The 12,692-nt window shown below is 55.3% G+C and carries 9 protein-coding genes; 1 reads left to right on the forward strand and 8 read right to left on the reverse strand.

From position 1 onward, the window contains the following. Positions 1 to 55 precede the first annotated feature (55 nt). The 7 genes from G5154_RS04270 to G5154_RS04300 form a co-directional block, all read right to left on the reverse strand. Positions 56 to 1,000, reverse strand: coding sequence for a TerC family protein (locus tag G5154_RS04270; protein ID WP_005337664.1), 945 nt, complete (start codon positions 998 to 1,000; stop codon positions 56 to 58). Positions 1,001 to 1,302: 302 nt separating this feature from the next. After that, the gene (oppF, locus tag G5154_RS04275) at positions 1,303 to 2,298 is read right to left on the reverse strand and encodes a murein tripeptide/oligopeptide ABC transporter ATP binding protein OppF (RefSeq protein WP_005337666.1); all 996 of its coding nucleotides are present in this window, start codon (positions 2,296 to 2,298) and stop codon (positions 1,303 to 1,305) included. After that, a complete protein-coding gene (locus G5154_RS04280; protein ID WP_005337668.1) occupies positions 2,299 to 3,279 on the reverse strand; it encodes an ABC transporter ATP-binding protein in 981 nt (326 codons plus the stop codon). 54 nt (positions 3,280 to 3,333) lie between these two features. Next, on the reverse strand, positions 3,334 to 4,245 hold the full coding sequence (gene oppC / locus G5154_RS04285) for an oligopeptide ABC transporter permease OppC (protein ID WP_139407229.1): 912 nt from the start codon (positions 4,243 to 4,245) through the stop codon (positions 3,334 to 3,336). Between the two features lie 14 nt (positions 4,246 to 4,259). After that, positions 4,260 to 5,180 (reverse strand): oligopeptide ABC transporter permease OppB, encoded by a 921-nt coding sequence (gene oppB, locus G5154_RS04290; RefSeq protein WP_069555437.1) that lies wholly within the window; start codon positions 5,178 to 5,180, stop codon positions 4,260 to 4,262. A 98-nt stretch (positions 5,181 to 5,278) separates the two neighbouring features. Beyond that, the gene (locus tag G5154_RS04295; protein WP_266135098.1) at positions 5,279 to 6,898 is read right to left on the reverse strand and encodes an ABC transporter substrate-binding protein; all 1,620 of its coding nucleotides are present in this window, start codon (positions 6,896 to 6,898) and stop codon (positions 5,279 to 5,281) included. 278 nt (positions 6,899 to 7,176) lie between these two features. Further along, positions 7,177 to 7,812, reverse strand: coding sequence for a YchE family NAAT transporter (locus G5154_RS04300; protein WP_005337678.1), 636 nt, complete (start codon positions 7,810 to 7,812; stop codon positions 7,177 to 7,179). Positions 7,813 to 8,651: 839 nt separating this feature from the next. Between G5154_RS04300 and adhE the strand changes: the two genes are divergently transcribed. After that, entirely contained in the window at positions 8,652 to 11,318 is a 2,667-nt protein-coding gene (gene adhE / locus G5154_RS04305; RefSeq protein ID WP_019446648.1) for a bifunctional acetaldehyde-CoA/alcohol dehydrogenase, read from the forward strand. Between the two features lie 577 nt (positions 11,319 to 11,895). Here adhE and G5154_RS04310 read toward each other — a convergent pair. Continuing rightward, positions 11,896 to 12,636: a YebC/PmpR family DNA-binding transcriptional regulator gene (locus tag G5154_RS04310; protein WP_005337681.1), complete on the reverse strand. Its 741-nt coding sequence runs from the start codon at positions 12,634 to 12,636 to the stop codon at positions 11,896 to 11,898. Positions 12,637 to 12,692 lie beyond the last annotated feature (56 nt).

Here is a 12,692-nt window from a genome sequence, read left to right on the forward strand (position 1 = left end):
TGAAAAAGGGCTCCCGCGGGAGCCCTTGTTGTTATTGCTTAATTGTCTGCCGCGCTCAAGCGGCCTTTTTACGGGTCACAAACAGACTCAGCCCCATGGATGCCAGCAGGATCAACGCGACTACGCCCAGTGCTATGCCGGTCGGGATCTTGAAGATATCCAGCAGCAGCATCTTGACCCCGATAAACATCAGGATCAGCGCCAGACCGTATTTGAGCAGGGCGAAGCGATCAGCCACACCCGCCAGTAGGAAGTACATGGCGCGCAGACCCATGATGGCGAAGATGTTGGAGGTCAGCACGATGAAGGGATCCGTGGTCACCGCGAAGATGGCCGGGATACTGTCCACCGCGAAGATGAGATCGCTCACCTCCACCAACACCAGAATGAGCAGCAGCGGGGTGGCATAGCGCACACCGTCACGCCAGACGAAGAACTTCTCCCCTTCCAGGGTCTCGGTCACCTTGAAACGACGGCGCATCCAGCCCAGCAACGGGTTGTTGGCGAGATCAGGCTCCTTGTCGGCCGCCCACAGCATCTTGGCACCGGTCAGCAGCAGGAAAGCGCCAAACAGATAGAGGATCCAGTGGAACTGCTCGATGAGCCAGCTACCCGCGAACACCATACCGGCACGCATCACGATGGCACCCAGTACTCCATAGAGCAGCACCCGGCGCTGCAGCTCGGCCGGAATGGCAAAGTAACCGAACAGCATCAGCCAGACGAATACGTTGTCCACTGCCAGCGCTTTCTCGATGAGGTAGCCAGTGAGGAACTCCAGTCCCTTCTGGTTGGCAATCTCACGGCCCGCGCTGTGATCCAGCCAGAGCCAGATGGCCAGGTTGAAGAGCAGCGCCACGCTGACCCAGATGAGGGACCAGACACCCGCCTCTTTGAGGGACACCTTGTGTGACTTGCCGCCACCGACAAAGCGTATGTCTATCCATAACAGGACCAGCACTATGCTGAAGAAACCGGTCCACATCCACCATTCACCCATTTTCACTTCTCCCAAAAACGACAAAACCCACGACCGAGAGGCGTGGGTTTGCGTTTGGAGCATATACACCTTGCCTCTCGGCAAGGTCTCACTTACAGCTGATTTGCATCGACTGCCCGGCTGCCGGGTGCACTGCAGGATATGGGTGCACCGTAATGACGACAAACCGGCGAGAAGTTACTCCCCTTGTTGCGCGGATAGTAGCAGCGGTAAAAGATAACGCCAAGAGGCATCTTCACTGCCGTCAAAAATAAATCGGGGCCCCATCAAGGAGCCCCGCAAGCAGGTTCAACACATCCCCATCAGAGCGGGTCGACCTTGAGGCAGGAGACCGCGTGATCGAAGTTCCCCTCCAGCACGGGGCGGGTCTTGGCGCACTCGGGGCCAGCCACCGGGCAGCGGGTGCGGAACACGCAACCGGACGGCGGGTTCATCGGTGAGGGCAAGTCCCCCTCCAGGATCTGGATCACCTTGTTGCGCTCCAGCTCAGGGTCCGGGATTGGCACCGCGGACATCAGCGCCTTGGTGTAGGGATGCAACGGGTTGGCAAAGATCTCCTTGCGAGTCCCCAGCTCAACGGCGTTGCCCAGATACATCACCAGCACCCGATCGGAGATATGTTTGACAACCGACAGATCGTGGGCGATGAAGATGAGCGACAGCCCCATCTCCTTTTGCAGGGATTTGAGCAGGTTGACCACCTGTGCCTGGATAGAGACATCAAGCGCTGACACCGGCTCATCGCAGATGATCATCTTGGGCTCGAGGATCAGCGCCCGGGCAATCCCGATCCGCTGGCACTGGCCGCCGGAGAACTCGTGCGGATAGCGGTTGACCAGGTTGGGCAACAACCCCACCTTGCTCATCATGGCGCGCACCTTCTCCTTCACCTCTTCCCGTGGCAGGTTGGGATAGAAGGTGATGAGCGGCTCGGCGATGATGTCGCCGATGGTCATGCGTGGGTTCAGAGAAGCCAGCGGATCCTGGAAGATCATCTGGATCTCTTTGCGCTTCTCGCGCAGGGCATTCTGATCGAGCTTGGTGAGATCGTCACCCAGCCACACCACCTTGCCATCGGTGGCCGGTACCAGACCGATGATGGCGCGGGCAAAGGTCGATTTGCCGCAGCCGGATTCACCCACCACGCCGAGGGTTTCCCCTTCGTAGAGGCGCAGGGTAACGCCATCGACCGCCTTCAAATCGGATGGCTTGGCCCAAGGCCACGCCTTGCCACTCTTGATACTGAAGTGGACCTTGAGGTCAGACACTTCCAACAGCAATTTTTTGTCGGCACCCATTTAGTTGGCCCCCTTGTTCATGGCATCCGAAACCCAGTGGCAAGCACGCTCCCGACCGTCGTTGAACGGGGTCAGGATCGGTGACTGCTGGCCGCAAATCTCGCTCACACGGTGGCAACGCTCCTGGAAGGGGCAACCGGTCGGCAGACGCAGCAGGTTGGGCGGATTGCCCGGGATGGTGGGCAACACTTCCCCTTCGGTATCGAGACGAGGAATGGCGCGCAGCAGGCCTTCGGTGTAGGGGTGGCTCGGGCGATAGAAGATATCGTCTACCTTGCCGTACTCCATGGTACGACCGGCATACATCACCAGCACCTTGTTGCAGATACCGGCGACCACGCCAAGGTCATGGGTGATCATGATGATGGCGGTGTTGAACTCGCGCTTGAGCTCATTCATCAGAGTCATGATCTGGGCCTGTACGGTCACGTCGAGTGCGGTAGTCGGTTCGTCGGCGATCAGCAGTTGCGGCCGGCAGAGCAGTGCCATGGCGATCATCACCCGCTGACGCATGCCGCCGGAGAACTCGTGGGGATACATCCCCATCCGCTTGCGCGCTTCGGGAATTTTCACCGCATCGAGCATCCGCACCGACTCTTCGAACGCTTCCGCCTTGCTGACGCCCTTATGCAACATCAGCACTTCCATCAGCTGATCCTGCACCTTCATGTAGGGGTTGAGCGAGGTCATGGGGTCCTGGAAGATCATGGCGATCTTCTCGGAGCGGATCTTGTTGAGCTTGGACTCCGGCAGGTTGAGGATCTCCTCCCCCTGAAACTTGGCGGAACCGGTAATAATGCCGTTCTTGGCCAGCAGCCCCATGATGGCAAAGGCCGTCTGGGATTTACCGGAGCCGGACTCGCCGACGATCCCCAGGGTTTCACCCGCAGAGAGAGAAAAATTGAGGTCGTTGACCGCCACCACATTGCCATCCGGGGTCTTGAACTCGACCCGCAGATCTTTCACATCCAGTAACTTCATATAAAAACTCCTTATCGATCTTTCGTGATGCTTTCCTGTCGACCCGATGCTCGATTAACGATCTTTCGGATCAAGGGCGTCACGCAGACCATCCCCGAGGAAGTTGAAGCAAAACAGGGTCACCACCATAAAACCGGCGGGGAACAGCAGTTGCCAGATGGCCACTTCCATCGACTTGGAGCCTTCATCCAGCAGGGCACCCCAGCTGGTCATCGGTTCCTGAACCCCAAGGCCCAGGAAACTCAGGAAGGATTCAAACATGATCATCCCCGGCACCAGCAAGGTGGCGTAAACGGCCACGATACCGAGTACGTTCGGTACGATGTGACGGGTGATGATCTTCCACTTGGAGACGCCACAGACGTGGGCCGCCTCGATAAACTCCTTGCTCTTGAGGCTGAGAGTCTGGCCGCGCACGATACGCGCCATGTCGAGCCAGCTCACCGCCCCGATAGCGATAAAGATGAGTGCCAGATTGCGGCCAAAGAAGGTGACCAGCATGATGACAAAGAACATGAAGGGGAAGGCGTTGAGGATCTCCAGTACCCGCATCATCAGGCTGTCGACCCGCCCGCCGATAAAGCCGGAGGCCGCGCCATACAGGGTGCCGATGATGACCGCCACCATGGCGCCCATGATGCCGACCATCAGGGAGATGCGACCGCCCAGCAGGGTGCGCACGAACAGATCGCGCCCCAGACTGTCGGTTCCGAAGTAGTGACCTGCTTCCATATCCGGCGGCGACTGCATGGCGCCCCAGTCCGGATCGTCAAAGGTGTATTGGGACAAATGGGGGCCAAAGATGACCGCCAGACCGATGATGGTCAGAATGATCAGGCTGGTCAGGGCCGCCTTGTTGCGCAGGAAACGGCGACGGGCATCCTTCCACAGGGAGCGCCCCTCCACCACTTCCACTTTTTGCGCGAACGCCTCGACGGCATCGCGTTTTTCAGTTGAAACAACCATGATGAACTCCCGAATTAGTAACGGATCTTGGGATCGATAAAGGCGTAGAGAATATCGACCACTGCGTTAAAGGTGATGGTGAGGGCGCCGACCAGAATGGTCAGACCGAGCACCATGGAGTAATCACGGTTAAGGGCACCGTTGACGAACAGCTGACCGATCCCCGGCAGGCCGAAGATGGTCTCGATCACCACGGAACCTGTGATGATGCCGACAAAGGCCGGGCCCAGATAGGAGACCACCGGCAGCATGGCCGGACGCAGCGCGTGTTTCAGGATGATGTGGCGCAGCGGCAAGCCCTTGGCACGGGCGGTACGGATGAAGTTGGAGTTCATGGTCTCGATCATGCTGCCCCGCATGATCCGCGAGATGGCAGAGATGTAGTACATCATCATGCCGAACACCGGCAGCACCATAAACTGGATGCCACCGCCCTGCCAGCCACCGGCAGGGAACCAGCCCAGATGAATACTGAAAAACAGCACCAGCAAGGGCGCCAGCACAAAGCCCGGGATCACCACCCCGGCCATAGCCGACGACATCAGCAGATAATCGATGATGGTGTTCTGTTTCAGTGCCGCTATGGTGCCGAAGGTGACCCCCAGCAACACGGCGAAGAAGAAGGCCGTGGTCCCGATCTTGGCGGATACAGGCAACGCCTGGCTCACCAGATCATTGACGGTGAAATCCTTGTATTTGAAAGAGGGACCCAAATCACCCTGCACCAGGTTGCCCAGGTAGGTGAGATATTGCATGCCAATGGGTTTGTCGAGCCCATATTTGGCCTCGATATTGGCCATCACTTCAGGGGGAAGTGAACGTTCGCTGGTAAAGGGGTTACCCGGGGCGAAACGCATCATGAAGAAAGAGACAGTGATCAAGACCAACAGAGTCGGGATCGCTTCCAATAGCCGTTTAAAAATGAATTTCAACATAGACATTTCCTGTCCTGTACTGCTTCCAAAGGGTCGCGATTGTAATAAAGGCCCGCCGTCCGGCGGGCCCTGCTTGTTATGCGACTTGTTGCTTTAAATCAGTGAGCAATGATGTACATATCTTTGCTGTAGAGGTTATCCAGCGGGTTGCTTGGGTAACCCCCAACATAAGCTTTGACCATCCGAGGTTGAACATATTGGTATATCGGGATGATCGGCATGTCCTTGGCCAGGATCTCTTCCGCCTGGACATAGAGCTTGTTGCGAGCGTCCGCATCAACCTGATCACGAGAGTCGGTCATCAACTTGTCAAACGCTGGATTGGAGTACTTGCCATCGTTGTTGCCGTGAGTGGTCTGCATCAGATCCAGCATGGATGAGGCTTCGTTGTAGTCGGCGCTCCAGCCGGCACGACCCACGTCAAACTGGCCCTGCTTCTTGGTTTCCAGGTAAGTTTTCCACTCCTGGTTCACTAAACTGACCTCTGCACCCAGTTTTTTCCACATGGAAGCAACGGCCACAGCCACTTTCTTGTGGTTGTCATCGGTGTTGTAGAGCAGCTCGAACTTCAACGGCTTGCTGGCATCGAAACCTGCCTCTTCAAGCAGCGCCTTGGCCTTGGCATCACGCTCGGCCTGGGTCATTTTTGACCACTCTGGGGCAACCGGTTTAAAACCATCGACATAGTCAGGCGTCAACCCATATGCGGGTTTTTGCCCTTGCCCCATGACTTTATCTGCAATCACGTCACGATTGACCGCATAAGAAAGAGCAGTTCGCACTCGCACGTCATCAAACGGCTTTTTCTTGATGTTGAACTGGTAGTAATAAGTAGAAACCAGACCTTCAACCTTCAAATCAGCCGGGTAATCTTTCTTGAGTTGCTTGAAACGTTCGATAGGCACGTTCCATGTCATATCAATTTCACCAGCCAAGAAGCGATTTAGCTCCGCGTTGGTGGACTGGATCGGAAGATAGGTAACCTTGTTGATCACCGTTTTCGCATCATTCCAGTAGTTTTTATTACGCTCCAAGCCAATTCGCTCATTAACAACCCACTCCTTCAATACGTAGGCACCATTACCTACCATATTGCCCGGCTGGGTCCATTTTTCACCATACTTCTCGATGACCTTCTTCGGTACCGGGTAGGTGGTGGTGTGAGAGAGCATGGTTACGAAATAAGGGATAGCCTTCTCGAGCTGCACTTCGAAGGTGTAGTCGTCGGTCGCCTTCACGCCCAGCGTATCAGCCGGCTTCTTGCCAGCAATGATCTCTGTAGCATTGGCAATAGTTGGCATCTCCAGATACCAGGAGTAAGGAGAGGCTGTCTTGGGGTCAACTGCACGCTGGAAGGCATATACAAAATCATGTGCGGTGACAGGTTCACCGTTGGACCACTTGGCATCTTTGCGCAGGTGGAAGACGTAGTGCTTGTTATCCTTGGTTTCCCAAGACTCTGCGACACCAGGAACAACTTCCCCTTTCGAACCGGATGTCACGAGACCTTCAAAGAGGTCGCGCAAAATTGCAGACTCAGGCGTTCCTTCAACTTTCTGTGGGTCCAAGGTCGCAGGCTCGGAACCGTTGCCTTTTACCAGTTGCTGGACTTCAGCCAGCTTGGTTCCCGCCGGGACATCGGCAGCCTGAGCCACATTGACGCCACCAAACAGTGCAGCCATCAGCAATGTGTTAATCATTGTTTTTTTATGAGTCATTTCCCTACTCCAACAAGAACATTCCATGCGTTTTTAAAGTGACGGGGTTAAAACCCGCTCCCAGCATAATTCCCTGCCAATTCCGATAATGCAACAGATATTGTCAGGGTAACCGTCATTTTCTGGTTAAAAAATCAGCTGACACGCGCTTTTTCAGTATTAAAACACCGACAAAACGCTCATTTTTCACACAAACGCCCGATTCTAGAAAAGACCGGGCAAAAAGCAACCAATAAAAAGCCGGTCACGAGGACCGGCTTTCATAAAGCGGAGCTGGCTCACATCAGGCTGGGGAAAACCCCCTTGATGCCGGCCACCATGATCTCGATACCCAGCGACATCATGATAAGACCCATGATACGGGTCACCACGTTGATACCGGTGTTGCCCATGATCTTGAACAGCAGCGGCGCGGCGCGGAAGATGAGCCAGGAGCAGAAAGAGAAGACAACGACAACCACTGACATGCCGAGCAGCTGCTGCCAGTGGCTCTGGCTGGCATAGACAATCACCGAGGAGATGGCACCGGGGCCCGCCATAAGCGGCAGCGCCAGCGGTACCACGGCGATAGACTCGCGCACAGCCAGTTCGCCCTTTTCCTGTTTGTTGTGCTTCACCTCGCCCAGCTTGCCCTGCAGCATCGACCAGGCAATCAGGGTAATCAGCGACCCACCGGCGATCCGGAACGACGCCAGCGAGATACCAAACCCATCGAGGATCAGCTGCCCCATATACATGGAGACCAGCAGGATCACCATCACCGCGATATTGGCGGTGGTATTGGTTTTCATCCGCTCGGCCTGGGTATGGTGGCTGGTCAGACTGACAAACACCGGCAACAAACCAAGCGGGTTGATAATTGCGAACAAACCGACAAAAAACTTCAGATACAACGAGACGTCAATTGCTGCCATAGGCGCCTTCCAATAGAGTTTCGGGCCCAGCGGGCCAGTCCATTAATTTCGTGCGTAAATTTACATCATAGCCAGAGCGGGCACCAATCAAATAATCTCACCATTTTGAGGGTTTTTTAGTTAGTTCATCTAATGCATCCGCGCTAACTGGCATAAACCGATGCCAAAAGCCCTTTCTACCGCCCGACACGCGCCAGAAAAGTGAGCGCAAGCCTGCTTAATCATGCCCAGAGAGTCAGACGGTGGCTGACCGAATTACCTAGCGACTCGAGAGAATCTATGCTTTGCCTTTCCACTATTTCAGGCCAGACATCACTTCATTGACTCGGCAAGAGAGCCACAACGCAAAAATCGCGAAGCGGGCAGAAATAGCGCCCTCGGGGAATAAAGCGGATTAGTCATGGATTAAAACAACAATCATTTTTGCAACAAACGCTGGAATAAAGTGCGTTTGTCGGTGATTTTGAAACCAATTCACTCATATTTGCTAACCTATACCGCCAAAATAGCTCTGTAATACTATGGCTGAGTGCAATTAACCACTTGATAAATGTGGTTTATTACCCTGCGTTAACAAGTATCTCGCCTTTCCCTTTGATGCACATTCCGATAACATCAGTCAAACAAGGATTGTGAAATAAAATTTCTTTTGTTCTTTTGTTACACATGATCCAGATCAAGTTTTTCTGAGTCAGCCCCGCTCTATAATCGACTCAGAAAGCGATTTAGTAAGGCATGTGAAAAAGCTGTTGCAACGATACCCTCTTGACAGGGCGACTATAATTGCCGGGCATTGCCAACGTCTTACTAAACAGTTTTCAAATAATCAGGAGATAAACATGGCAGTAACCAATTTGGCTGAACTGGATGCACTGGTCGCCCGCGTTAAGGAAGCCCAGCGTGAATTCGCCAGCTTCTCTCAAGAGCAGGTAGACAAGATCTTCCGTGCCGCCGCCCTGGCCGCCAACAACGCCCGTATCCCCCTGGCCCAGATGGCCGTGGAAGAGTCCGGTATGGGTATCATCGAAGACAAGGTTATCAAGAACCACTTCGCCTCCGAATACATCTACAACAAGTACAAAGACGAGAAGACCTGCGGCATTCTGAGCGAAGATGATCAGATGGGTACCATCACCATCGCCGAGCCGGTAGGTATCATCTGTGGTATCGTTCCGACCACCAACCCGACCTCCACTGCGATCTTCAAATCCATGATCGCGCTCAAGACCCGCAACGCCATCATCTTCTCCCCGCACCCCCGCGCCAAGAACTCCACCAATACCGCTGCCAAGCTGGTACTGGATGCAGCTGTTGCCGCCGGTGCACCGAAAGACATCATCGGCTGGATCGACCAACCGTCTGTTGAGCTCTCCAACGCCCTGATGAAGCACGAAGACATCAACCTGATCCTGGCCACCGGTGGCCCGGGTATGGTCAAAGCAGCCTACTCCTCCGGTAAGCCTGCTATCGGTGTGGGTGCCGGTAACGTACCTATCGTTATCGACGAAACCGCCGACGTGAAGCGTGCCGTTGCCTCCATCCTGATGTCCAAAACTTTCGATAACGGCGTGGTCTGTGCTTCCGAGCAGGCAGTCATCGTTGTTGATGCCATCTACGACCAGGTTAAAGAGCGCTTTGCATCCCACAAGGGCCACGTGCTCTCCAAAGAAGATGCTGACAAGGTACGTAAAGTCATCCTGATCAACGGTGCCCTGAACGCCAACATCGTTGGCCAACCAGCCACCAAGATTGCCGAGATGGCAGGCGTGACTGTACCGGCTGATACCAAGATCCTAATCGGTGAAGGCGTCAAGCTGTGTGCAGAAGATGAGTTTGCTCACGAGAAATTGTCCCCGCTGCTCGGTATGTTCCGTGCTAGCAGCTTCGAAAACGCCGTTGATATGGCCTGTGACATGGTCAACATCGGTGGTATCGGCCACACCTCAGGTCTGTACACCGACCAGGACCGCAACGCTGACCGCATCAAGTACTTCGGCGACAAGATGAAAACCGCGCGTATCCTGATCAACACTCCGTCTACCCAAGGCGGTATCGGTGACCTGTACAACTTCGCAATGGCTCCGTCCCTGACCCTGGGTTGCGGCTCCTGGAGCGGTAACTCCATCTCCGAAAACGTGGGTCCGAAGCACCTGATCAACAAGAAGACAGTCGCAAAACGGGCAGAAAACATGCTGTGGCACAAACTTCCGAAATCCATCTACTTCCGTCGTGGTTCCCTGCCGATCGCTCTGAGCGACCTGGAAGGTAAAAAGCGTGCCATGGTCGTGACCGACCGCTTCCTGTTCAACAACGGCTACGCCGATGAACTGGTCAGCCTGCTGAAAGCACAGAATATGGAAGTGGAAGTGTTCTACGAAGTAGAAGCTGACCCGACCCTGGCTGTGGTTCGCAAGGGTGCCGAGATGGCCAACTCCTTCAAACCGGACGTTATCCTGGCGCTGGGCGGTGGTTCACCGATGGATGCTGCCAAGATCATGTGGGTAATGTACGAGCACCCGAACACTGCGTTCGAAGATCTGGCCATGCGCTTCATGGACATCCGCAAGCGTATCTACAAATTCCCGAAAATGGGCGTGAAGGCCGAACTGGTCTGTATCACCACCACTTCCGGCACCGGCTCTGAAGTCACTCCGTTTGCAGTAGTAACAGATGAAGTGTCTGGTCAGAAGTATCCGCTGGCTGACTACGAGCTGACCCCGAACATGGCCATCGTTGATGCCAACCTGGTCATGGGCATGCCGAAGTCCCTGTGTGCCTTCGGTGGTATCGATGCCGTGACTCACGCCATGGAAGCCTATGTTTCCGTACTGGCTAACGAGTACTCCGACGGCCAGGCGCTGCAAGCCCTGAAAATGCTGAAAGAGTACCTGCCGTCCAGCTACCAGAACGGTGCCAACGACCCGATCGCTCGTGAGAAGGTGCACAATGCTGCCACCATCGCCGGTATCGCGTTCGCCAACGCCTTCTTGGGTGTGTGCCACTCCATGGCTCACAAACTGGGTGCCGAGTTCCACATTCCGCACGGTCTGGCTAACGCCCTGCTGATCAGCAACGTCATCCGCTACAACGCGAACGACAACCCGACCAAGCAGACTGCGTTCTCCCAGTACGACCGTCCGCAGGCTCGTCGTCGTTACGCCGAAGTCGCTGACCACCTGGGTCTGACTGCTGCCGGTGACCGCACCGCTGCCAAGATCGAGAAGTTGCTGACCTGGCTGGACGAGCTGAAGGCTACCCTGGGTATCCCGGCCTCTATCCGTGAAGCTGGCGTGACTGAAGCTGACTTCCTGGCCAAGGTTGACCAGCTGGCTATCGAAGCCTTCGATGACCAGTGCACCGGCGCTAACCCGCGCTACCCGCTGATCAGCGAGCTGAAGCAGGTTCTGCTGGACTCCTACTACGGTCGTCCGTTCACCGAAGCCGCTCCGGTAACTGCTGCCCCGGTTGAAGCCAAGGTTGAAGGCAAGAAGAAATCCAAGGCCTGATAACCAGTCCTGAGATAACAAGCCCGCGCACTGCGCGGGCTTTTTTTATCTGCCACTTATCACAGAGCTCCTCACTCCAGCCGATTGCGGTAGTGCAGCGCCTAACTTCCCAACCAACCAACCAACCAACCAACCAACCAACCAACCAACCAACCAACCAACCAACCAACCAACTCGCCCCAGCCTATCCGCTATCAACATCCCAACCAGTGACTCTGCATTGATGGGCCCCTGTAATAACAAGAGCACGTCCCGTCACCTCCTATCCCCTACCCGCAACGCAATTACCCTGACGGGCAGATGTGAGCAGTCAACGCCATCTCAAGAGCTAAAGATGTGATAAACAGGGTAAGCGGAGCCTCGCTAACGCAATGCAGCAGAACTGCGACTGGCATACGTGCAGGGCCAACCGACTGGCAGAGACAGAGCAATGATAATTCGCAGAAAAAGCGGGAAAGATTGTCAGTGAAGAGAGTTGTTGCGCCGGTTGCGCAACCGACACATCAGCAGTTGCCACGATGCAAAGATAAAAAAATGGCAGCCATCAGGCTGCCATCGGGAGAGCACGATTCAGCGATCAGAGGGTCGCAGCGACTTCATCGGAGATGGAGCCGTTGTGGTAAACCTCTTGCACGTCGTCCAGATCTTCCAGCATGTCGATGAGGCGCATCAGTTTGGGTGCAGTTTCTGCATCCAGCTCAGCTTCGGTGGAGGGGATCATGGTCACTTCGGCGCTCTGGGCCTTGAAGCCGGCAGCTTCCAGACCATCCAGCACGGTACCGAAGTCGTTCGGGGTGGTATACACCTCGATGGTGCCATCCTCTTCGGTGACCACATCATCGGCGCCCGCTTCCAGCGCAGCATCCATCAGGGCATCTTCGTCTACGCCTACGAAAGTCAGCAGACCTTTCTTGCTGAACAGATAGGCAACGGAGCCGTCGGTGCCCAGGTTGCCACCGCACTTGCTGAAGGCGTGGCGCACTTCGGCTACGGTACGGTTACGGTTGTCGGTCAGGCACTCTACCATCACCGCAGAGCCAGCCGGGCCGTAACCTTCGTACACGATGGTCTCGAGCTGTTCGCCATCGCCACCACCGGCGCCACGCTGAATGGCGCGGTTGATGGTGTCGCGGGTCATGTTGTTGGTCAGGGCGGCAGTCACCGCAGCACGCAGACGCGGGTTGTTGGCCGGATCGGCATCACCCAGACGCGCGGAGGTAGTGATTTCGCGGATCAGTTTGGTGAAGATCTTGCCACGCTTGGCGTCCTGAGCGGCCTTGCGGTGTTTGATGTTGGCCCATTTACTGTGACCTGCCATAGAGACTCTCCGTTATTTTTAAATGTCAGTAACACTGATCATGACTAACCCAAGGG

The sequence above is a fragment of the Aeromonas sp. 600527 genome, assembly GCF_049175415.1.
GTDB classification, from domain to species: Bacteria; Pseudomonadota; Gammaproteobacteria; order Enterobacterales; family Aeromonadaceae; genus Aeromonas; species Aeromonas veronii_A.

What these genes read in the sequence shown, in the direction of transcription:
- G5154_RS04270 (WP_005337664.1), bottom strand. Translation starts at nt 1,000, where the DNA reads ATGGGTGAATGGTGGATGTGGACCGGTTTCTTCAGCATAGTGCTGGTC.
- G5154_RS04310 (WP_005337681.1), bottom strand. Translation starts at nt 12,636, where the DNA reads ATGGCAGGTCACAGTAAATGGGCCAACATCAAACACCGCAAGGCCGCT.
- oppF (WP_005337666.1), bottom strand. Translation starts at nt 2,298, where the DNA reads ATGGGTGCCGACAAAAAATTGCTGTTGGAAGTGTCTGACCTCAAGGTC.
- oppB (WP_069555437.1), bottom strand. Translation starts at nt 5,180, where the DNA reads ATGTTGAAATTCATTTTTAAACGGCTATTGGAAGCGATCCCGACTCTG.
- G5154_RS04295 (WP_266135098.1), bottom strand. Translation starts at nt 6,898, where the DNA reads ATGACTCATAAAAAAACAATGATTAACACATTGCTGATGGCTGCACTG.
- oppC (WP_139407229.1), bottom strand. Translation starts at nt 4,245, where the DNA reads ATGGTTGTTTCAACTGAAAAACGCGATGCCGTCGAGGCGTTCGCGCAA.
- adhE (WP_019446648.1), top strand. Translation starts at nt 8,652, where the DNA reads ATGGCAGTAACCAATTTGGCTGAACTGGATGCACTGGTCGCCCGCGTT.
- G5154_RS04300 (WP_005337678.1), bottom strand. Translation starts at nt 7,812, where the DNA reads ATGGCAGCAATTGACGTCTCGTTGTATCTGAAGTTTTTTGTCGGTTTG.
- G5154_RS04280 (WP_005337668.1), bottom strand. Translation starts at nt 3,279, where the DNA reads ATGAAGTTACTGGATGTGAAAGATCTGCGGGTCGAGTTCAAGACCCCG.